18 protein-coding genes and 2 tRNA genes are annotated in these 20,378 nt (G+C 70.1%); 6 read left to right on the forward strand and 14 right to left on the reverse strand.

All coding sequences use genetic code 11. The features are described 5' to 3' along the window. Positions 1-72: 72 nt before the first annotated feature. From AC07AG_RS17530 to AC07AG_RS17545, 4 genes are all read right to left on the reverse strand, one after another. Positions 73-753, reverse strand: a complete 681-nt coding sequence (locus AC07AG_RS17530; protein ID WP_478755956.1) for an ATP-dependent Clp protease proteolytic subunit — start codon at positions 751-753, stop codon at positions 73-75. 62 nt (positions 754-815) lie between these two features. Continuing rightward, positions 816-1,421: an ATP-dependent Clp protease proteolytic subunit gene (locus tag AC07AG_RS17535; protein WP_249593023.1), complete on the reverse strand. Its 606-nt coding sequence runs from the start codon at positions 1,419-1,421 to the stop codon at positions 816-818. A gap of 420 nt (positions 1,422-1,841) precedes the next feature. Beyond that, positions 1,842-3,236 (reverse strand): trigger factor, encoded by a 1,395-nt coding sequence (gene tig / locus AC07AG_RS17540; RefSeq protein WP_478755957.1) that lies wholly within the window; start codon positions 3,234-3,236, stop codon positions 1,842-1,844. A gap of 126 nt (positions 3,237-3,362) precedes the next feature. After that, positions 3,363-3,439: transfer RNA gene (locus tag AC07AG_RS17545), tRNA-Pro, on the reverse strand. A gap of 150 nt (positions 3,440-3,589) precedes the next feature. On the opposite strand from AC07AG_RS17545, the gene AC07AG_RS17550 reads away from it, so the two are divergent. Continuing rightward, positions 3,590-3,660: transfer RNA gene (locus AC07AG_RS17550), tRNA-Gly, on the forward strand. A 163-nt stretch (positions 3,661-3,823) separates the two neighbouring features. Here AC07AG_RS17550 and AC07AG_RS17555 read toward each other — a convergent pair. Then, on the reverse strand, positions 3,824-4,018 hold the full coding sequence (locus tag AC07AG_RS17555) for a hypothetical protein (RefSeq protein ID WP_160505028.1): 195 nt from the start codon (positions 4,016-4,018) through the stop codon (positions 3,824-3,826). A gap of 630 nt (positions 4,019-4,648) precedes the next feature. Here AC07AG_RS17555 and AC07AG_RS17560 point away from each other — a divergent pair. Next, complete coding sequence (locus AC07AG_RS17560; protein ID WP_478755958.1) at positions 4,649-5,911, forward strand: acyltransferase family protein; 1,263 nt, start codon at positions 4,649-4,651, stop codon at positions 5,909-5,911. A 9-nt stretch (positions 5,912-5,920) separates the two neighbouring features. Here the strand turns inward: AC07AG_RS17560 and AC07AG_RS17565 are convergent, their stop codons facing one another. From AC07AG_RS17565 to AC07AG_RS17575, 3 genes are read right to left on the reverse strand one after another with little or no spacing between them, the layout of a single operon-like run. Further along, positions 5,921-6,370, reverse strand: a complete 450-nt coding sequence (locus AC07AG_RS17565; protein ID WP_478755959.1) for an HD domain-containing protein — start codon at positions 6,368-6,370, stop codon at positions 5,921-5,923. A gap of 14 nt (positions 6,371-6,384) precedes the next feature. After that, entirely contained in the window at positions 6,385-8,859 is a 2,475-nt protein-coding gene (locus tag AC07AG_RS17570; RefSeq protein ID WP_478755960.1) for an FtsX-like permease family protein, read from the reverse strand. 44 nt (positions 8,860-8,903) lie between these two features. Next, positions 8,904-9,788 (reverse strand): ABC transporter ATP-binding protein, encoded by an 885-nt coding sequence (locus AC07AG_RS17575; protein WP_478755961.1) that lies wholly within the window; start codon positions 9,786-9,788, stop codon positions 8,904-8,906. A 260-nt stretch (positions 9,789-10,048) separates the two neighbouring features. Between AC07AG_RS17575 and AC07AG_RS17580 the strand changes: the two genes are divergently transcribed. After that, positions 10,049-11,230, forward strand: coding sequence for a cation:proton antiporter (locus tag AC07AG_RS17580; RefSeq protein WP_478755962.1), 1,182 nt, complete (start codon positions 10,049-10,051; stop codon positions 11,228-11,230). Here the strand turns inward: AC07AG_RS17580 and AC07AG_RS17585 are convergent. Beyond that, positions 11,216-12,376, reverse strand: a complete 1,161-nt coding sequence (locus AC07AG_RS17585) for a SpoIIE family protein phosphatase (RefSeq protein ID WP_478755963.1) — start codon at positions 12,374-12,376, stop codon at positions 11,216-11,218. The genes AC07AG_RS17580 and AC07AG_RS17585 overlap by 15 nt on opposite strands. 129 nt (positions 12,377-12,505) lie before the next feature. On the opposite strand from AC07AG_RS17585, the gene AC07AG_RS17590 reads away from it, so the two are divergent. Beyond that, entirely contained in the window at positions 12,506-13,735 is a 1,230-nt protein-coding gene (locus AC07AG_RS17590; protein ID WP_478755964.1) for a GNAT family N-acetyltransferase, read from the forward strand. Between the two features lie 7 nt (positions 13,736-13,742). Here the strand turns inward: AC07AG_RS17590 and AC07AG_RS17595 are convergent, their stop codons facing one another. The 3 genes from AC07AG_RS17595 to AC07AG_RS17605 all read right to left on the reverse strand — a co-directional run bounded on the left by AC07AG_RS17595 (position 13,743) and on the right by AC07AG_RS17605 (position 15,500). After that, positions 13,743-13,964: a superinfection immunity protein gene (locus AC07AG_RS17595; protein WP_478755965.1), complete on the reverse strand. Its 222-nt coding sequence runs from the start codon at positions 13,962-13,964 to the stop codon at positions 13,743-13,745. 69 nt (positions 13,965-14,033) lie between these two features. Further along, on the reverse strand, positions 14,034-14,873 hold the full coding sequence (locus tag AC07AG_RS17600; protein WP_478755966.1) for an Fpg/Nei family DNA glycosylase: 840 nt from the start codon (positions 14,871-14,873) through the stop codon (positions 14,034-14,036). Positions 14,874-15,014: 141 nt separating this feature from the next. Continuing rightward, positions 15,015-15,500 (reverse strand): ribose-5-phosphate isomerase, encoded by a 486-nt coding sequence (locus AC07AG_RS17605; RefSeq protein ID WP_478755967.1) that lies wholly within the window; start codon positions 15,498-15,500, stop codon positions 15,015-15,017. Positions 15,501-15,674: 174 nt separating this feature from the next. On the opposite strand from AC07AG_RS17605, the gene AC07AG_RS17610 reads away from it, so the two are divergent. Next, on the forward strand, positions 15,675-17,156 hold the full coding sequence (locus tag AC07AG_RS17610; protein ID WP_478755968.1) for an amino acid permease: 1,482 nt from the start codon (positions 15,675-15,677) through the stop codon (positions 17,154-17,156). Here the strand turns inward: AC07AG_RS17610 and AC07AG_RS17615 are convergent. Continuing rightward, positions 17,153-18,202: a serine/threonine-protein kinase gene (locus AC07AG_RS17615; protein WP_478755969.1), complete on the reverse strand. Its 1,050-nt coding sequence runs from the start codon at positions 18,200-18,202 to the stop codon at positions 17,153-17,155. The genes AC07AG_RS17610 and AC07AG_RS17615 overlap by 4 nt on opposite strands. A 143-nt stretch (positions 18,203-18,345) precedes the next feature. Between AC07AG_RS17615 and AC07AG_RS17620 the strand changes: the two genes are divergently transcribed. Continuing rightward, positions 18,346-19,701 carry an FAD-binding oxidoreductase gene (locus tag AC07AG_RS17620; protein WP_478755970.1) on the forward strand — a complete coding sequence of 452 codons (1,356 nt, stop codon included), beginning with the start codon at positions 18,346-18,348 and terminating at the stop codon, positions 19,699-19,701. Here AC07AG_RS17620 and AC07AG_RS17625 read toward each other — a convergent pair. Further along, a complete protein-coding gene (locus tag AC07AG_RS17625; RefSeq protein ID WP_478755971.1) occupies positions 19,691-20,269 on the reverse strand; it encodes a biotin transporter BioY in 579 nt (192 codons plus the stop codon). The two genes, AC07AG_RS17620 and AC07AG_RS17625, sit on opposite strands and share 11 nt — an antisense overlap. Positions 20,270-20,378: the final 109 nt, after the last annotated feature.

Consider the following 20,378-nt stretch of genomic DNA (forward strand, 5'->3'; position numbering starts at 1 on the left):
TTCGGGCCCCCCTTGGCACGGTTCACTTCGAGGTGAACCGTGCCAAGGAACGGCAGATGCTACAGCGCTGCGTCAGACGACCGAGGAGTTGTTCATCTTCCGGGTGGAGATGATCTGGTCGACCAGGCCGTACGCCAGCGCGTCCTCGGCAGTGAGGATCTTGTCGCGCTCGATGTCGTCGCGGATCTTCTCGATCGGCGTCGTGGAGTGCTTGGCCAGCATCTCCTCCAGCTGCGCACGCATCCGGAGGATCTCGTTCGCGGCGATCTCCAGGTCGGAGACCTGACCCCGGCCCGTCTCGCTGTAGGGCTGGTGGATCAGGACGCGCGCGTTCGGGAGCGCCATGCGCTTGCCCGGCGTACCGGCCGCCAGGAGCACGGCGGCGGCGGACGCCGCCTGGCCCATGCAGACCGTCGACACGTCGGGCTTCACGAACTGCATCGTGTCGTAGATGGCCGTGAGCGCCGTGAAGGAGCCGCCGGGGCTGTTGATGTAGATCGAGATGTCACGGTCCGGGTCCATCGACTCCAGGCACAGGAGCTGCGCCATGACGTCGTTGGCGGACGCGTCGTCGATCTGCACCCCGAGGAAGATCACGCGCTCCTCGAAGAGCTTCGCGTACGGGTCGTACTCGCGCACGCCCTGCGAGGTGCGCTCGACGAAGCGCGGGATGACGTAGCGGGATTCGGCCGTGGGGCCGGTGTACTCGGCCTGAGCGCGCTCGTAGAGGCCGCTGCCGGGGTAGTTCTTCATCTCTGTAGGTCTCCTGAGGAGCGTGGGCTGAGGTCGGCTTCGGAAGGGCTGAGCGGTGAGGCTCAGGCTCCGGTGCCGCCGCCGCCCGGCATGCTGGCCGCGTTGGGCATGATGTCGTCGATGAGGCCGTACTCCTTGGCCTCCAGCGGGTCGAACCAGCGGTCGCGGTCCGAGTCGCGAGTGACCTGCTCGACGGTCTGACCCGTGTGGAACGCGGTGAGGTCCGCCATCTTCTTCTTCGTGAGGAGAAGACGCTCGGCGTGGATCTTGATGTCCGACGCGGAGCCCGCGAGTCCGGCAGAAGGCTGGTGGATCAGGATCTCGGCGTTCGGCAGCGCGAAGCGCTTGCCGGGCGTACCGGCGCTGAGCAGGAACTGGCCCATCGAGGCCGCCATGCCCATCGCGATCGTCACCACGTCGTTCTGGATGTACTGCATGGTGTCGTAGATCGCCATGCCGGCCGTGATGGATCCACCAGGGCTGTTGATGTAAAGGAAAATGTCCTTGTCCGGCTCAGCGGCAAGGAGCAGCAGCTGCGCCGTGATCTTGTTGGCGATGTCGTCGTCCACGGCCTGGCCGAGGAAGATGATCCGCTCGCCGAGCAGCCGGTTGTAGACCTGGTCGCCGAGGCCACCACCGATGGAGGGGTCGCCGGCGGCGGAGGGCATCAGATTCGTCACGTATCCACCTGCTCGTCTTACGACGGCGCCGGGCCGTCTCACGTCTTCTTCTGAGGCTTGGGACCCCGCGTGCTCGCCGCTCCGGGGCGGCTTCGGGGACTCCCCTGCCCTCGTATTCATGGACCCTAACGCTCAGCCCCGTCCGGGGAATCCCGCAAAGGTGGCTGTTCGCTGTGAGCGCAGGTTCTGGCGGGCCGCCTCAGAAGCCGCCGGGGGCGCCCCGTCAGGGGCGTGGGGAACTGCGCGGCCCGCCCCCGACAGGCCGTACCCGCCGCGGTGCGGAGCGCGGCAGACGCGACTGCGGCCCTGCGGGGCTGAGCGCGCAGTTCCCCGCGCCCCTGACGGGGCACGACGAAGCCCCCGGGATCCAGTCCCGGGGGCCTTGTCGTACGTGCGTCAGAGCGAGGCTCAGGCCTTGCTCTCCTCGGCCTCAGCCGGCTCGGCGGCCGCTTCCTCGGAGGAGGCCTCGACCGTCTCGGCGGTCTCGTCCTCGTCGTCGTCGAGGTCCACGACCTCGCCGTTCGTGTCCTTGACCGTCGCGGCCTCCACGACGACCGCGAGGGCCTTGCCGCGGGCGACCTCGCCGACCAGCATCGGGACCTGGCCGCCTTCGACGACCGCCTGGGCGAACTGGTCGGGGGACATGCCGGAGGACTGCGCGCGACGCATGAGGTGCTCGGTGAGCTCCTCCTGGTTCACGTTCAGCTTCTCCTTGTTGACGAGCTCGTCGAGGACGAACTGCGTCTTGATGCCCTTCTCGGCCTGCTCCTTGGTCTCGGCGTCGAACTCTTCCTCGGTCTTGCCCTGGATCTCCAGGTACTTCGCGAGGTCGAGGCCCATCTGGCCGAGCTGGTGGTTCACCAGGTTGTGCTTGCGGGTCTCGATCTCGTCCGCGAGGAGCTTCTCGGGGACGGGGACCTCGACCAGCTCGAGCAGCTTCTCCAGGACACGCTCCTGGGCCTGCGTCGCCTGGTCGTACTGCTTCATGTTCTCGAGGCGCTTGCGGCTGTCCGCCTTGACCTCGTCCAGGGTGTCGAACTCCGACGCGAGCTGCGCGAAGTCGTCGTCCAGGTCGGGCAGTTCACGGGCGGCGACCTGGGTGACCTTGACGGTCACCTCGGACTCCTTGCCCGCGGCGGAGCCGCCCTTGAGCTCGGAGGTGAAGGTGGCCTCGCCACCGGCCTCCAGGCCCTTGACGGCCTCGTCGATGCCCTCGAGGAGCTCGCCGGAGCCGATCGTGTAGGAGACGCCGGACGCGACGCCGTCCTCCAGGACCTCGCCCTCGACCTTGGCCTCCAGATCGATCGTCACGACGTCGCCGTCCTCGGCGGCACGCTCGACCGGCGAGGTGGACGCGAAGCGCTCACGGAGCTCCTCGACGGCCTTCTCGACGTCCTCATCGCTGACCTCGACCGCGTCCACCTCGACCTCGATGCCGGAGTAGTCCGGAATCTCGATCGCGGGACGGATGTCGACCTCAGCGGTGAAGTTGAGGGTCTCGTTGTCCTTCAGCTCGGTGATGTCCACCTCGGGCTGGCCCAGGACGTTGAGCTCGGCCTCGTTCACGGCCTCGGTGTAGAACTTCGGGAGCGCGTCGTTGACGGCCTCTTCGAGGACGGCGCCGCGGCCGAACCGCTGGTCGATGACTCGGGCCGGGATCTTGCCCTTGCGGAAGCCCTTCACCGTGACCTGCTGGTTGATCTTCTTGTAGGCCGCGTCGAGGCTGTCCTTGAGCTCCTCGAAGGGCACCTCAACAGTGAGCCGAACCCGGGTCGGGTTCAGGGTCTCCACGGCGCTCTTCACGGTTCGGTCTCCTTGGGGCTGACTTCTTGGGATTGAGCCCGGCTCAGAGACACACGGGCACACAGCTTGCATAGTAACGGCAAGCGGGAGCCGACCCACAATGCGATCTTGTGAAGGAGATCTTGCTGGTCGGGGTGGCGGGATTTGAACCCACGGCCTTCCGCTCCCAAAGCGGACGCGCTACCAAGCTGCGCCACACCCCGTCGGTGCGACACGTAGGGTACATGCCTGCAGGCAGTGCGGCGCCCGCTTAATCGCGAGTACGTACGGGGTGTGCGGTGAGGGGCTCCGACCCGCTACGATGCTTGCCGTGCCGCGGTCGCTGACCAGCGATGTCCTGTGGTGCGAAGCATGCGGGTGTAGCTCAATGGTAGAGCCCTAGTCTTCCAAACTAGCTACGCGGGTTCGATTCCCGTCACCCGCTCGGTGGCCTCCGGCCCGGTTCCTCGGAACCGGGCCGGAGGCCTTTCTGCGTTCGGGCCTCCGGCTTCGGACCACCGGGCGGAGCAGGCCGCGGACGCCGGGTTCGGGCGTCGGGTCCGGGCCTCGGGCGGAGCGGTCCGCGGACGCAGGCCAGAAGCTGCCGGTCAGAAGCTGATCGAGTTGATCGTCTCGGCCACTTCATTGAGGAAGCGGTTTATGGAGGGTGCCATTCCGGTTGAGGCGAGGAAGAACCCGAAGAGCACCGCGACGATCGCGGGCCCCGCTTTGATCGATCCCCCGCGGATCAGCACGATGAGGATGATCGCCAACAGCAACACCACTGACAGCGAAATGGCCACACTGATCACACCCTAGGTCGGTCTCTCCCCGGCCCGGGGGGTACGACCCCGCACACCCCCGCCAGGACCATCGTGCCACCAACGCGCCTTCTGTATGCGGCCGGTGACACATCGTCGGCCAACGCCACACGTGCCCGGCGCGGGTCCGGCGCACGGGGTCGCCCTTGGGGCGTATGAACACCGCGCTCCCGCACGGCAATTCGAAGCCCGCGCACGGCCACTAATTCGGCTTGATCGTTTCCATCGCCACACAACTCGTTCGCCAGAAATTCGAATTGTTGCCGGGCGCACACGACCGGCGCCGCAAAGGGCCGATCAATCGGACATTTCGCCAGAGTCGCCCGCAGGCGTTATGCGGCGTTTAAGGGGGATGAGTTGTGACGTAAGGGACATTCAACTGCGTGTAATACGAGGTGACAGGAGGTGAATCACCATGTCGACTTCCGTGATTCCTGGGTACTCGGACCCCATTAGCCCCGAACCGTCTGTGATTGAGATGACAGCCGAGTTGAGGGTTTTACGAATACACGCAAGCGACGCTAGGGTGCCTCAGATGTTCCACGCTGCCACCATCCCCGCAAGCGCAGTGCGGTCCCGGATCGTCTCACCGAGCTCTTGGTGGGAGGGCCTGTGACGAACTCGGTTCACCCGCACGGCCGCCACCGGGCGCCGCTCCCCCCGGCACATGTGCCGGCGGACGGAGTACCTGGCCCCCGCGCCCCCCAGTCCACCATGGCCGCGACCCTTCCCCACGCCCCGGCCGGCACCACCGCTCGACCCGGCTCCTCGGGCCACTCAGGCTCCACGGGCCACGCCAACTCCTCGGGCAGACCCGCCGCCACGGGTCAACCCGCCAAGCAGCGCGACTCCTTCTTCGACAACGCCAAGTACCTGGCGATCGTCCTGGTCGCGATGGCGCACGCCTGGGAGCCGTTGACGGACGGCAGTCGCGCCGCAGAGGCGCTGTACATGACCGTCTACACCTTCCACATGCCGGCGTTCATCCTCATCTCCGGCTATTTCTCACGCAGCTTCGACATGCGGTCCGACCGGCTCAAGCGCCTGGTGACCGGCGTCGCCGTGCCGTACGTCATCTTCGAAGTCGCGTACACCTTCTTCAAGCGCTACGCGGACGACGACCCGACGCAGCCGATCAGTCTGCTCGACCCCTGGTACCTCACCTGGTTCCTGGTCGCGCTCTTCGTCTGGCGTCTGACGACCCCGCTGTGGAAGCTGGTGCGCTGGCCGCTGCCGCTCGCGCTCGCCATCGCCGTGCTCGCCACGATCTCTCCGGACATCGGTGACGATCTCGATCTGCAGCGCGTGCTGCAGTTCCTGCCCTTCTTCGTGCTCGGCCTGATCATGAAGCCCGAGTACTTCCAGCTGGTGCGGCGCCGCGAGGTGCGGCTGCTCTCCATCCCGATCTTCGCGAGCGCACTGCTCCTGGCGTACTGGGCAGGACCGCGGATGACCTCCGCGTGGTTCTACCGCCGGGACAGCGCACAGGAGTTGGGTGCGCCGTGGTGGGCCGGTGTCGTGATGACGCTGGCGCTGTTCGGCTGCTCGGCGATCCTGACCGCGTGCTTCTTCGCGTGGGTTCCGCGCCGGAAGATGTGGTTCACGGTGCTCGGCGCGGGCACGCTGTACGGCTACCTGCTGCACGGCTTCCTCGCCAAGGGCTCGCGATTCTGGGGCTGGTTCGACGACTACCAGTGGATGCACACGCCTGCCGGCGAGGTGCTCGTGTCACTGGTGGCCGCGGCGGTGGTGACGCTTCTCTGTACGCCTCCGGTGCAGCGGATGTTCCGCTTCGCCATGGAGCCGAAGATGGAGTGGGCGTTCAAGCGGGATGCCGCGGCGTTGGCTCGGGAGCGGGCCAAGTCCTCGGCTTGACCGCTCGGTTCACAGGCCCAACAGGGCGCGCATGTCGGCGTACTTGGCCGTGAGGCGAGTGCGGGTCGGCCCGTCTAGCTCTGCTAGGCGGGCCGGATTCGCGTTGTGGGCCAGGTCCGCCTCCTTCACCAGGCGGGCGCCGGGGGTTTCGAGGATCCGTCGGGCGTACGCCTCCGGGGACTCGCCCGGGTGCTTGGTGAGGGCGCGGACGATGTCCTTCGTACGGGGGGTGAGTGCGGCGTCCCGCAGCCACTCCTCGGTGAGGGCGTTGTCCTCTATGGCGTCGTGGAGCCAGGCCGCGGCGATCTGTTCCGGCGAGCCGCCTCGGGACCTGACTCCGTGCGCCACTGCTTGCAGGTGCTCCGCGTAGGGGCGGCCCGCTTTGTCCTTCTGGGTGGCGTGGGCCCGGCGGGCGATGGTCTCTACCTCGGCGAGGGACAGGGTGGGGCTGGAGTTCATGCGGGGATTCTTCCTCAACGGCCGGACGGGCCGGATCCCCTCAGCGCCGCCCTCGCAGGCAAGGCCGTTGCCGCCAGGCCCAGGGCCAGGGCCGCGCCCGCGAAGGAGCCGTACAGGAGCGGCGGGATGTGCGGGGACTCGCCCGTCAGGCCGTTCATCATGGGGACCAGCGTCGCCAGCGCGATCGCCGAGCCGATCACGACGCCCGCACCGGCGACCAGGAGCGCCTCCCACCGCACCATCCGCATCACCTGGCGCCGGGTGGAGCCGATCAGGCGCAGTGTGCCGAGCTCCCGGCGGCGGTCCAGGACCGTCATCACCAGGGTGTTGGCGGCCGCGATCGCCGCGAATCCGCCGAGTACCGCCGCCATCACCGTGTTCGCCCAGGCGTTGACCTGGCGGTCCGTGGACCGGGCGGTGGCGTAGCCGTCGCGGTCCTGGAGCGTGCCCAGGGAGGTGAGGGCCGCCGGGGTCGCTCCCTTCGACCAGATCTCCGAGGAGAAGGACGACGTCACGTGGTGCTTCAAGTCCGCTGAGGGGAGCGTGACCTGGGAGAGGCCAAGGCCCCGGCCGTACGTTGCCACCACCGTCGGCGACGCCTTCGTGCCGTCGGGCAGGCGCAGCGCGATGCGCTCGCCCGTCCTCACGTGCGCGGAGTCCGCGAGCTTCGCGTCGACGGCGATCTCGCCCTTGCCGAGCGAGGCCATCGTGCCCGTCCTGACGTCCAGGTCCTGGACCTTGGCCAGGTCACGGGACGAGCCCGTCACGCCCTGCGCCGACGCCGACTCCAGCCAGCGGTCGCCGCCCGAGCCCACCGGGACCAGGACGGAGGTCTTGAGGAGGCCCACGGCCGAGGTGACCCCCGGGGCCCGCGCCGCCTTCGTCACCCCGTCGGGGGTCACTCCCGCTCCCGGGGCGGAGACGATGTGGTCCGCCGTGATGCCCTCGCGCTGCTGGTCGGCCGCCACCCGGTCCTCGCTGGTGTGCATGAAGACGAGGGTCGACGAGAACGCCATGGCGAGGACGATCGGGGTGATCGCCGATGCCAGACGGCGCGCGTTCGTACGGGAGTTGGCCGCCGCGAGCGAGGCCGACGCGCCCGCGCCGCGCAGCGGGAGTCCGAACAGGGCCGCACAGCCGCGGGCGACCAGCGGGCCGAGCAGGGCCACGGCGAGCATGAACAGCATGACGATGCCGAGCGCCACGTTGGCCGCGTCGTCACCCGTCAGGGAGGAGGCGATCCCGGCGAGGACGCAGCCGCCGACGGCCGCCGCGATGCCGAGTGGTGTACGGATCCAGCCGAAGCGCAGGCGTTCCACCGAGGACTCGCTCAGCGCCTGGCCCGGCCTGATGCGGGAGGGGCGGCGGGCCGCCAGGTAGCCGGAGAGCAGTGCGGTGACCACCGCGACGCCGACGGCCGAGACGAGGGGGATGAAGGAGACCGAGAGGTCGAGGCCCTCGGGGATCGCGCCCTTGTCCTTCAGCTGCCCGAACCACCAGCCGGCCAGGGCGATCCCGGGCAGTACGCCGACCGCTCCCGCGAGGGGTGCGACGAGCAGTGCCTCGGTGGCGATGGTGCGGCGGATCTGGCGGGGTGTCGTGCCGATGGCGCGCAGGAGCGCGTACTCACGGGCCCGCTGGCCGACGGAGAGCGCCACCGTGCCCGCCGCGGTGAACATGGCGACCATGGTGGCGATGCCGCCGAAGGAGCCGCCGATGCCGGTGAGCATCTCCTGGGCGTAGGCGAGTTCGGAGCCCTCGGCCTCGCTGCGGTCGTCGCCGGTGTGGACGTCGGCCTTGGCGCCCAGGGCGTGCGCCACCTGGGACTTGAGGGCGTCGTCGCTGACGCCTTCCTTGGGCAGCACGGCGATGGCGTCGATGCGGCCGGGGTGGCCGGAGAGGCGTACGGCGTCGGAGTCGGCGAGCCAGGCCGTGGGTGCGCCGTCGGCGGCCCGGACGGTTCCGGAGACCCGGAAATCGCGCGGTCCTTCCGCCGTGGTCAGCGTGGTGCGCTCGCCCACGGACGCGCCGGGCGCGGCCAGGACGACCTCGCCGGGCTGCGGTGCGCGGCCCGCGGTCAGCTTCTCGCCGGTGAAGGACGTGGAGCCCCAGCCGTGCGCGGTGACGCTCCTGTCGCCGGACTGCACGGGGAAGGTGACGTCCGCGACGGCGGTGCGCGCGCCGGGCACCGAACCCGCCTTCTCCACCAGGGAGTTGTCGATGCGGGCCCGGTCGGGCAGTGGCGTGGCGGACTCGGACCGGCTGTCTCCGCTGCCGGCGACGAAGTGGGCCCGCTGGTCGGCGGCGGCCACCACGGGAGCGCCCGCGTAGCGGGTGGGCGGCACCGATGCGCGTACCCCCGTCTCCAGGAGGATGCCGCACGCGGACACGATCATCGCGGCCATCATCAGCGCGACGAACGTACCCACGAAGGCGGAGGGTTTGAAGCGGATGGCTGCGCGGGCGAGGCCGTTCGGCAGGAACTGCACGGGAATTCTCCGGAGTTGGTGAGGGCGGGGCGGGCGCGCGGGGGCTATGCCGCCGCTGTCGCGTACGCCGGTGCGGTGAGCGTCGTCATCCGGGCCGCGATCTGCGCCGCCGACGCGCGCTCCAGGCGGTCCACGATCGCGCCATCGGCGAGGAAGAGGACCCGGTCCGCGTAGGCCGCGGCCGCCGGGTCGTGGGTGACCATGACGACCGTGGCGCCCATCGTGTCGACGGCCGAGCGGAGCAGGCCGAGGATCTCGGAGGCCGTGGTGGTGTCCAGGGCGCCGGTCGGCTCGTCGGCGAAGATCACGTCCGGGTTCGTGACCAGGGCGCGGGCGATCGCGACCCGCTGCTGCTGGCCGCCGGAAAGCTCGCCGGGGCGGCGCTTGTGCTTGTCGGCGCCGAGGCCGACGCGGCCGAGCATGTCGGCGGCCTTGCGGCGGTCGGGGCGGTGGCCCGCGAGGCGCATCGGCAGGACCACGTTCTGCTCGACGGTCAGCGAGGGCAGCAGGTTGAAGGCCTGGAAGACGAAGCCGAGGCGGGTGCGGCGCAGGGCGGTCAGCTTGTTCTCGCTCATGGAGGTGATCTCCGTGCCGCCCAGGTGCACCGTGCCCTGGCTCGGCCGGTCGAGTCCGGCGGCGCACTGCAGGAAGGTGGACTTGCCGGAGCCCGATGGGCCCATGACCGCGGTGAAGCTGCCGCGCTCCAGGGCGAGGTCGATGCCGCTGAGCGCGTGCACCGCGCCGGAGCCCTTGCCGTACTTCCGGCGTACGCCGTGCAGTTCGACGGCCCAGTCGGCGCCGCGGGGCGAGCCGCCGGGCATCGGCGGCAGCGCTCCCCCGTGCGTCGCGAACCGCTCGTGCGCCTCGAACCGCTCGTCCGTCTCGGATCGCTCGTCCGTCTCGGATCGCTTCTTGCGCCGCAGCCCCATGGGTCTCTCCGTCTTCCGTAGGTGATGCCTCGAACGTACGGATTCAGGGGCTCTGTGAACCATGAGGTCCCCCGGCGAATCGGGGGTGGGGATAGCCCCCGCAGGGAGCGGATGTACGCCCTACACAGTTGCCGCGTAAATCGTTTGGTAAGCTAACTATTGACGCGTTCTTGACGCTCCCTTTGCCAATGGTGGCGGGCGGTGCGTCGCCGACTACCAGGAGGAACGGGCCCATCGGACACGCAGACACCCTGATAGCCATGGGCGGCGCCTTTCTCGCCGCCGCCGTGCTCGCCCGCGTGGGGGGCCGCATCGGACTCCCCACCATTCCGCTCTTCATCCTGGCCGGGATCCTCCTCGGCCCTCACACTCCCGGCGTGGTCCTGCTCTCCGACCCCCACGACCTGGAGATGCTCTCGGCACTCGGCCTGGTGCTTCTGCTCTTCTACCTGGGCCTCGAGTTCCACATGGACGACCTCAAGACGGGCGGCCGCAAGATGGCCCTCGCCGGAGGCACGTATCTCGCGCTGAACGTCGGCGCGGGCCTGGGCTTCGGATTCGCCCTCGGCTGGGGCACCTCCGAGGCGCTGGTCCTCGCCGGGGTGCTCGGCATCTCCTCGTCGGCGATCGTCACGAAGGTGCTCGTCGACACCGGACGCCTCGGCAACCCCGAGACGAAGCCGATCCTCGGCATCATCGTCGTCGAGGACATCTTCCTCGCGCTCTATCTGGCGGCCCTGCAGCCCGTCCTGTCCGGCGCCGACAGCCTCGCGGCGGCCGTCATGGACGGCGGCAAGGCCTTCGGCTTCCTGCTGCTGCTCGCCCTCGTGGCGCGCTTCGGCACCAAGGTCGTCGGGCGGCTCATGGACACCCGTGACGACGAGCTGCTCGTCATCTCCTTCCTCGGGGCCGCGGTCTTCGTGGCGGGGGTCTCGGAGTGGTTCGGGGTCGCGGACGCGATCGGCGCGTTCATGGTCGGTCTGATGGTGGGCAGCACGGCGTCCGGCGAGCGCGTCCGCAAGCTGGTGCATCCCCTGCGGGACGCGTTCGGGGCGATCTTCTTCTTCGCGTTCGGGCTCTCGATCGACCCCGGCGACCTGCCCGTCGTCCTGTGGCCGGTGCTCGCGGCCGTGGCCGTGACGCTGCTCATGAACGTCCTCGCGGGGCTCGGTGCGGCGCGCATCTACGGCTTCGGGGCAGGACCCGCGGCGAACATCTCCACCACCCTGCTCGCGCGCGGCGAGTTCGCCCTGATCCTGGCGACGATGGCGGCCACCGCGGGCCTCGACGAACGCCTGTCCCCCTTCATCGCGGGTTACGTGCTGCTGCTCGCGGTGCTCGGTCCGCTCGCGGCGGGACGGTCCCAATGGCTGGCCCGGATCCTGCCGGGCAAACGCGATCCCGTGCCGGAGCCGGCGCCCGAGATGTCAGGCGCCCGCTGACGGCTCCCGGCAGATCAGCAGCAGCGCCCGGTCGTCGTTGACGTCCTTCGCGACCGCCTCGATCAGGTGCCACGCTGCGCCGTGGAAGCCGCCCGCCACATAGCGGTCGGCTTCCCCGGTGAGGCGGTCGATGCCCTCGCTGATGTCGCGGTCGGAGGTCTCCACGAGGCCGTCGGTGAACAGCATCAGCACGTCGCCGGGGCGCAGGGAGCCCTTCACCGGGTCGAACTGCGCCCCGTCGTACACCCCCAGGAGCGGTCCCTCCGCGGCCTTCTCCTCCCAGAGCCCGCTGCCCGCGCTGAGCTGGAGGCCCGGCGGATGGCCCGCCGTGAAGAGTTCGTAGTCGCCGGTCTCCAGGTCGAGGACCAGGTGGATGGAGGTCGCGAAGCCCTCGTCCCAGTCCTGGCGCAGGAGGTAGCCGTTGGCGGCGGTCAGGAACGCGTGCGGCGGGAGCGAACCCAGCAGGCCGCCGAAGGCACCCGACAGGAGCAGGGCGCGGGAGCCCGCGTCCATGCCCTTGCCCGAGACGTCCGTGAGGACGACCTCCAGGGTGCGGCCGCCGTTCGTACGGGCCGCGACCACGAAGTCGCCCGAGAAGGACTGACCGCCGGCGGGCCGCAGGGCCATCTCGCGGTGCCAGCCCCGGGGCAGCTTCGGCAGCTTGCTCTGCACGCGGATCCGTTCGCGCAGGTCGAAGAGCATCGTTCCGCCACCGCGCCACGGCACGCCGACCCGGCTGCGGAACTGCGCGATGACGAGACCGAAGAAGCCGCAGGCCGCGACGACGAGGACCACTCCGGGCGTGACCCGCGAGCTCCCTTCCGTGTACGGACCGAGCCGGACGGACTCCACGATGAGCGCGGCCGCCGCCGTCGCGTACAGGCCGAGCAGGCTGGAGGGCCGCAGGAGCAGGCCGCCGGCCACGATGGGCAGGACGAGCGCGGAGGGCGCGAACCACACGTTGTTGACGATGGTGCAGAAGGTGATCACCGGGATGGTGACGAGCAGGCCCGCGAGCGCGATCCAGTCCGAGCCGTCGCCTCTGAAGTAGTCCACCCCGGATTTGCGCAGCCCTATGCGAGCCCGGTGGATCCGCTTCTTCATCCGGGCTGTAAACGTCTCGGCTTCCGCTCGCCTGCCTGCCATTGCTCCCGGACCCTATCCACCGTGCCAGGCACTTCGCACGGGAGGTGCCGGTTGTCCCCCGTCAGGGGCATGCCGTCAGCGCGCGTAAATCCTGTCGCTCTGTCCGCTTCACCCTGGTAGGCATGGCATATGACGACGGAATTGCGGGAGTTGCGCCAGGAAGACTGGGACGAGTACTACGGAACCCTTGAGCTCGCCTTCGGTGGCGTCGCCGAGGCCAAGGAGGAGCACGAGCTCTGGAACGCACTGACCGAGTTCGACCGCTTCTTCGGCACCTGGGAGGGCGAGAGCTGCGTCGGCACGACGGGAGCCTTCAGCTTCCGCCTCTCCGTGCCGGGCGGCTCCCTGGTGGACGCGGCCGGTGTGACGATGGTCAGCGTCGCGGCGACGCACCGGCGGCGGGGCATCCTGACGTCGATGATGCGGCGCCAGCTGGACGACGTACGCGCGAAGGGCGAGTCCCTGGCCGTGCTCACGGCCTCCGAGCCCGCCATCTACGGACGGTTCGGGTACGGAGCGGCCACGCAGCAGCTGAAGGCCGAGATCGACACGGCACGCGTGCGCCTGTCGCTCCCGGCCGGCACCGACGACGTACGCCTGCGGTACGCCAAGCCCGCCGACGTCCACGAGGCGTGCGAGGCGCTGTACGCACGACGGGTGAGCGAACGCCCGGGGATGCTGGCCAGGCAGCCCGGCTGGGAGCGGCTCGGCCTGCTCGACCCGGAGAGCGAGCGGCACGGCGCGTCACCGCTGCAGTGCGTGGTCGCCGAGCGCGACGGTGAGCTCGTCGGGTACGCGCGCTACAGCGTGAAGCCCGACTGGGACGCGGCGGGACCCAAGGGCACGGTCAAGTTGCGCGACCTGGAGGCGCTCGACCCGGCGGCGAACGCGGCGCTGTGGCAGTTCCTCTTCGGCATCGACCTGACGTCGGTGATCGACGCGCACAGCCGCCCGATGGACGACGCGATCCTCCAGCTCGTCTCGGACGTGCGGCGCTGCAGGGTCCAGGTGAAGGACGCGCTCCACGTACGTCTGGTGGACGTGGGAGCCGCGCTGGAGGCACGCACCTACCGGGCGCCGGTGAACCTGGTGTTGGAGGTCGAGGACGACTTCTGCCCCTGGAACGCGGGCCGTTGGCGACTCAAGGGCGACCTGAAGGGCGCGACCTGCGAGCGCACCGACGACGACGCCGATCTCGCCCTGTCCGTACGGGACTTGGGCTCGGCCTACCTCGGCGGTGTCTCCCTGACGTCACTGGCCGCCGCGGGCCGGGTACGGGAACTGCGTCCCGGCGCGCTGGCCGAGGCGACCCTGGCCTTCGGGTCGGACGTCGCGCCTTGGCTGCCGCACGGGTTCTAGCCGGACCTCAGAGGGGCTGGGGCGTCGGGGCGGTCTTCGGCTTGCGGGTCGCCAGGTAGAGGGCGATCAGCCAGCCGATGAGCGAGGCGCCGAAGACGATGTTGACGACCAGGACGAGCCAGCGGTTCTCGATGCCTCGGTTGAAGGCGATGAGGGACGGCAGGAGGTAGACGATGATGCCGAGCAGCCAGAGCACGATGGCGGCCGTCGAGCCTATGTCGCCGAACATGGACAGCTCCTGTGTCGGTGTCGGGTCCTGCGTCGGTGTCGGGTCCTGCGTCGGGAGGGCCGCCCGGCCCTAGCCGCTCTTGCGGCGGGAACGGGCGGGGCGCTGGCACTTCGGGCACCAGAAGAGATTGCGGGCGGCGAGATCGGCGGTGCGGATCTCGCCGCCACAGATGTGGCAGGGCATCGTGGCCCTGCGGTACACGTACACCTCGCCCCCGTGGTCGTCCACGCGCGGCGGGCGGCCCATCGCCTCCGGCGTGTGCTCGGGCCTGACGGTGTCGATGCGGTTGAGGCGCACGCCCTCGCGCATCAGGGCCACCAGATCGTCCCAGATCGCCGTCCACTGCGCGGGGCGGATGTCCTTGCCCGGGGTGTACGGGTCGATGCGGTGCCGGAAGAGGACCTCGGCGCGGTAGACGTTGCCGACGCCCGCGATGACCTTCTGATCCATGAGGAGAGCGGCGATGGTGGTGCGGCTGCGGGCGATGCGGGCGTAGGCGGGGGCCGGGTCGTCCTGCGGGCGCAGGGGATCCGGGCCGAGCCGCTCGTGTATCGCCTGCTTCTCCTCGTCCGTGATGAGGGCGCAGGTCGTGGGGCCCCGCAGGTCCACGTACGCGTCCTGGGTGGCCAGGCGGAGGCGGACGGTGTCCGTGGGCGGGTTCGCGGCGGCCGCGGTGCCGAAGTTGACCTTGCCGAAGAGGCCCAGGTGGATGTGGATCCAGCCGGTGCCGGCGAAGCCGAGGAAGAGGTGCTTGCCGTGGGCCTCGGCGGTGTCCATCTCCTGGCCGTCGAGCAGGGCCGCGCTGTCGGAGAACTTGCCCTGGGGGCTGGTGACGCGGAGAGGGCCGCGGTCCTCGAAGCGGGCGCGGTGGTCGTCCGCGAGGCGGTGAATGGTGTGCCCCTCCGGCACGGGGCCTCCCAGGGGGGTGCGGGTCGGTCGGAGTGGCCGTCGGTCACCGGCTTCGCCGAGTTCGTCCTCGAACGCCGGACGGGCTGAGGTTCAGCCCGTCCGGCGTGTGAGGAGCGGGGTCCGGGGCGGAGCCCCAGGAAACTACGGCTGCGGGTGGTGCGCCGGGATCTCGGGCAGCTCGCCCGTGGTCTCGTACGCGGAGAGCATGTCGATCCGGCGGGTGTGGCGCTCCTCACCCGAGTACGGCGTCGCCAGGAAGATCTCGACGAACTTCGTCGCCTCCTCCTGCGTGTGCATCCGGCCGCCGATCGACACCACGTTCGCGTCGTTGTGCTCACGCCCGAGCGCGGCCGTCTGCTCGCTCCAGGCGAGGGCGGCCCGCACTCCCTTCACCTTGTTCGCGGCGATCTGCTCTCCGTTGCCGGAGCCCCCGATCACGATGCCGAGCGACTGGGGGTCCGCCGCCGTCTTCTCCGCGGCGCGGAGGCAGAAGGGGGGGTAGTCGTCCTGGGCGTCATAGATGTGGGGCCCGCAGTCGACGGGCTCGTGGCCGTGGCTCTTGAGCCACTCGACCAGGTGGTTCTTCAGTTCGTAGCCGGCATGATCCGAGCCGAGGTACACGCGCATGCGACTGAGTGTGGCACGTCGCGGGGTGGGTAGCGGCGACCGGGGCCGGGACCTTGGTCACCCAGGTCTGGGCCATTGGGCCGGAATATCACGATCCGGAGTCAGGACTTCCGTCACGTAGACCCCTGAGTTTGAATGCGGGGGCTCGTGACCCGAGAACTTAAGGATTCGTCCATGACCTCGCAACCCTCCCTTGCGAAGGCAGACCGCAGCCCCAACGAACCTGGGGATCCGCAGTCTGGAGACACCGGTGACGGCCTCAAGGCCGGGCTGAAGAACCGCCACCTCTCCATGATCGCCATCGGTGGCGTCATCGGAGCGGGACTCTTCGTCGGCTCCAGCTCCGGTATCGCCGCCGCAGGGCCCGCCATCCTCGTCTCGTACGCCCTCGTCGGCACGATGGTCGTCCTCGTGATGCGGATGCTCGGCGAGATGGCCGCCGCACGGCCCACGTCGGGCTCCTTCTCCACCTACGCGGACCAGGCGCTCGGCCGCTGGGCCGGCTTCTCGATCGGCTGGCTCTACTGGTTCTTCTGGGTCGTGGTGCTCGCGGTGGAGGCCACCGCCGGTGCCGTCATCCTCAACGGGTGGATACCGGCCGTCCCGCAGTGGGGCTGGGCGCTCATCGTGATGGTGGTCCTCACCGCGACGAACCTCGTCTCGGTCGGCTCCTACGGTGAGTTCGAGTTCTGGTTCGCCGGTATCAAGGTCGTCGCCATCGGCGGGTTCGTGATCATCGGTCTGCTCGCCGTCTTCGGCGTGCTGCCCGGCTCCGACAACCCCGGCGCCGGATTCGCGCACCTCACCGACGCGGGCGGATTCATGCCCAACGGCGCGGGCGCCATCCTCACCGGCGTACTGATGGTCGTCTTCTCCTTCATGGGCTCCGAGATCGTCACGCTCGCCGCCGGTGAGTCCGAGGACCCGCAGCGCGCCGTCACCAAGGCGACGAACAGCGTCATCTGGCGTATCGGCGTCTTCTACCTGGGCTCGATCTTCGTCGTCATCACGCTCCTGCCGTGGGACGACAAGTCGATCGTCAAGGACGGTTCGTACGTCGCCGCGCTGAACTCGATCGGCATTCCGCACGCCGGTCAGGTCATGAACGTCATCGTCCTCACCGCCGTCCTCTCTTGTCTCAACTCCGGGCTCTACACCGCTTCCCGTATGGCCTTCTCGCTCGGCCAGCGCGGTGACGCGCCCAAGGCCTTCGCGCGCACCAACGCGCGCGGTGTGCCGCAGGCCGCGATCCTCGGGTCCGTCGTCTTCGGTTTCATCGCCGTCTGGTTCAACTACCAGTGGCAGGACACCGTCTTCGACTTCCTCCTGAACTCGTCGGGCGCGGTGGCCCTCTTCGTCTGGCTGATGATCGCGTTCACGCAGCTGCGGATGCGCGGCATCATCCTGCGCGAGCAGCCGGAGAAGCTGGTCGTGAAGATGTGGCTCTTCCCGTACCTGACCTGGGTCACGATCGCGATGATCTCGTTCGTGCTCGTCTACATGCTGACCGATGAGGCCGGGCGCAAGCAGGTGCTGCTCTCGCTGCTCGCCGCGGCGTTCGTCGTCGTGTTCTCCCTCGTACGGGACAAGGTGCGGCCCCGCGACGACAGCGCCGACGCCGACCTCGACGTCGACACGGACACCGTCGACGCCTAGCCGGTGCCGTCCGGCGGTGGCGTGGTCGACGTACCCGCCACCGTCGGCGGAGGCGTGCCCGGTCCCGGCGGCTCACTGCCGCCGGGATCGCGCGCGGTGAAGAACATGACGGCCGCCAGGGCGGCCGCGACCAGCAGGACCAGGGCGGTCAGGACGTGGGGACGCCAGTCGGTGTCCCCTTGCTGGTTCCCGGGTGCCTCCGGCGGCCTCGGTGGTGCCGCGAGCACCGCCCGCAGGGCCGCCTCCGTCTCGTCCGGACCCGGGCGCCGCTCCGGTTCCTTGGCCAGGAGCGCGGCGAGCACCGGATACAACCCGCTTGATTCCGGCGGCAGTTCGGGCGCCTCGTGCAGGACGGCGACCAGCGTGTTCAGCGCCGATTCGCGGGCGAACGGCGAGCTGCCGCGCAGCGCCGTGCAGAGCGTCGCCCCCAGGGACCAGAGGTCGGCAGGCGGACCCTGCTCCGCCCCCGAGACCCGCTCGGGCGCCATGTACTCGGGCGAGCCCACCAGTTGGCCCGTCTGCGTGAGGCGGCCCGTGTCCTGCAGCGCGGCGATGCCGAAGTCGGTGAGGACGACCCGGCCGGCAGGCCCTCCGTGGCCGAGCAGGACGTTCTCCGGCTTGATGTCACGGTGCAGGACGCCCGCCCCGTGCACCCGGCGCAGCGCCGCCACCAGGGCGAGGCCGACGCGCGCCGCGTCGCGCTCGTCCAGGGGCCCCTCGTCGTCGACGTACCGGGCCAGGGACCGGGCGTCGACCAGCTCCATGACGATCCACAGGCGGCCGTCCTCCTCGGCGACGTCATAGACACGGACGACACCGGGGTGGTCGATCCGCGCGATGGCCCGCGCCTCGCGCAGCGCGCGTTCTCTGCGGACGCGGGCGTCCTGAGTCTCGGGGCCATCGAAGGCTCCGTCGATCCGCATCTCCTTGACCGCGACAGCGCGGTCGAGGAGCTCGTCGGCCGCGCGCCACACGCGGCCCATGCCGCCCTGGCCGATGACGTCGAGCAGGCGATAGCGGCCCGCGACCACGCGAAGCTCCGGCATGGGTACACCCCCAACCTCCTTTCATGACAGCACAGTTCACGCGGTTTCCCGAGGCCCGGAAACGTCCGGGAAAACTTGACGGCCGATGTCAGGTTTTCCGGGGAAGCTCTGAGACGTCAGCCAGCACTTCTTGGAGGATCACCGTGGACTTCACCGACCAGCGACTCGTCTTCCGGCCCGGCGACGACGGCTACGACGAGGAGATCGCCGGATTCCAGACCGGTTTCGCGCAGCGGCCCGCGATCGTGTTCGCGGCCGGTAGCGCCGATGACGTCGTCGCCGCCGTGTCGTACGCCGCCGACGCGGGGCTGCCCATCGGCGTGCAGGCCACCGGGCACGGACTGCCGGGGTCGTCGGAGGGCGGCGTACTGATCAGCACCCGGCGGATGGACTCCGTCCGGATCGATGCCGACGCGCGCACGGTCACCGTGGGCGCGGGGGTCCGCTGGGGCCAGGTCGTCGAGGCAGCGGCGGCGCACGGGCTCGCGCCGCTGAACGGTTCGGCGCCGGGCGTGGGAGCCGTCTCGTACACGCTGGGCGGCGGCCTCGGCATCCTGGCGCGGGAGTTCGGGTACGCCGCCGACCACGTGCGCAGCCTCGACGTCGTCACGGCGGACGGCACCCTGCGGCACGTCACGGCCGAGAGCGAGCCCGACCTCTTCTGGGGGCTGCTCGGCGCAGGCGCGAACCTCGGGGTGGTGACGGCCCTGGAGATCGGTCTGGTGCCGGTGGCGCGGCTGTACGGAGGGGCGATCGAGTTCGACGGGCGCGAGGTCGACCCCGGCCGGGTGCTCAGGGCGTACGAGGCGTGGACGCGGACGGTGCCGGACGAGCTGACCTCTTCGGTGGCCGCGCTCGTCTATCCGGACATGCCGCAGCTGCCGCCCCATCTGCGGGGCCGCTATCTCGTGACGGTCCGGGTGGCCTACACCGGCTCCGAGGCGGCGGGCGAGCGGCTCGTGGCGCCGCTGCGGGAGATCGGGCCCGTGGTGTCGGACTCGCTGCGGGAGATGCCGTACACCGACAGCCACACGATCCACAGCGATCCGGACTTCCCGCACTCCTACTACGGGGACGGCGTGGCGGTGCGCGAGCTGGATGTCGCGGCGGCGTGCGAGCTGCTCGCGCTGACCGGTCCGGCCGCCGAGAAGATGCACGTCGTCCAGATCAACCAGCTGGGCGGGGCGCTGGCGAAGCCCGCGGGGAATGCGGTGCCGCACCGGGACGCGGGGTGGCTGGTGCGGGTTCTCTCACCCTTCGACGCCACCGACGGCACCGACGCCACCGAGCTCGACGCGGTGCGGGCCGTGCACGCGCGGGCGTTCGGGCTTTTCGCGCCGGACACGGCGGGGCGGTTGCTCAACTTCGCCTTCGGCGCGGGGGATCGGCCCGACGGGCTGTACGACGCGGGGACGCAGAAGAGGCTCGCCGGACTCAAGGCCACGTACGACCCGGCGAACCTCTTCAGGCGCAACTACGGTGTCGCCGCTAGCGGTTGAGGAACTTCCACGCCGTGGGCAGCGCGCCCATCGCGAGCGCGGCCTTCAGGGCGTCGCCGATCAGGAAGGGCGTGAGCCCGGCGGCGACGGCCTGGGTCAGCGACATGCCGGTCGCCGCGGCGAGGTACGGGACGCCGACCGCGTAGATGATCGCGGAGCCGAGCACCATCGTGCCCGCGGTGCGCAGGACGGAGCGGTCGCCGCCGCGGCGGGCGAGGGCGCCGACCACGGTGGCGGCGAGCAGCATGCCGAGCACGTAGCCGAGGGACGGCGCGGCGACGCCGGAGCCCGCCTCGGCGAACCACGGCATGCCGGCCATGCCGACGAGGGCGTACACCGCGAGGGAGAGGAAGCCGCGGCGGGCGCCGAGGGCGGTGCCGACGAGGAGGGCGGCGAAGGTCTGTCCCGTCACCGGCACGGGCGAGCCCGGGACGGGCACGGCGATCTGGGCCGCGATGCCGGTCAGGGCGGCGCCGCCGAGGACGAGGGCCGCGTCCTTCACGCGGGACGCGGGCAGCAGGTCCGCGAGGACCTGGCCGGGACGGGAAGAGACGGCGGCGATGCTCATCGGGACTCCGCGGGTTCTGGGACGGGCAGATGGGACCCCAGGACGCTATCTCAGGCGGGGGCGCCTTTCACCGGTGGTGGGTGACAAGGTGCCGGGTGCCCCGGTGGTG

This window comes from Streptomyces sp. NPDC044044 (assembly GCF_056434405.1).

Excerpts from the sequence above, each read along its gene's own strand:
- AC07AG_RS17565 (WP_478755959.1), bottom strand. The coding sequence starts at position 6,370 with ATGAACTCCAGCCCCACCCTGTCCCTCGCCGAGGTAGAGACCATCGCC.
- AC07AG_RS17580 (WP_478755962.1), top strand. The coding sequence starts at position 10,049 with ATGGGCGGCGCCTTTCTCGCCGCCGCCGTGCTCGCCCGCGTGGGGGGC.
- AC07AG_RS17595 (WP_478755965.1), bottom strand. The coding sequence starts at position 13,964 with ATGTTCGGCGACATAGGCTCGACGGCCGCCATCGTGCTCTGGCTGCTC.
- AC07AG_RS17615 (WP_478755969.1), bottom strand. The coding sequence starts at position 18,202 with ATGCCGGAGCTTCGCGTGGTCGCGGGCCGCTATCGCCTGCTCGACGTC.
- AC07AG_RS17535 (WP_249593023.1), bottom strand. The coding sequence starts at position 1,421 with ATGCCCTCCGCCGCCGGCGACCCCTCCATCGGTGGTGGCCTCGGCGAC.
- AC07AG_RS17590 (WP_478755964.1), top strand. The coding sequence starts at position 12,506 with ATGACGACGGAATTGCGGGAGTTGCGCCAGGAAGACTGGGACGAGTAC.
- AC07AG_RS17585 (WP_478755963.1), bottom strand. The coding sequence starts at position 12,376 with ATGGCAGGCAGGCGAGCGGAAGCCGAGACGTTTACAGCCCGGATGAAG.
- AC07AG_RS17530 (WP_478755956.1), bottom strand. The coding sequence starts at position 753 with ATGAAGAACTACCCCGGCAGCGGCCTCTACGAGCGCGCTCAGGCCGAG.
- AC07AG_RS17575 (WP_478755961.1), bottom strand. The coding sequence starts at position 9,788 with ATGGGGCTGCGGCGCAAGAAGCGATCCGAGACGGACGAGCGATCCGAG.
- AC07AG_RS17605 (WP_478755967.1), bottom strand. The coding sequence starts at position 15,500 with ATGCGCGTGTACCTCGGCTCGGATCATGCCGGCTACGAACTGAAGAAC.
- AC07AG_RS17610 (WP_478755968.1), top strand. The coding sequence starts at position 15,675 with ATGACCTCGCAACCCTCCCTTGCGAAGGCAGACCGCAGCCCCAACGAA.
- AC07AG_RS17625 (WP_478755971.1), bottom strand. The coding sequence starts at position 20,269 with ATGAGCATCGCCGCCGTCTCTTCCCGTCCCGGCCAGGTCCTCGCGGAC.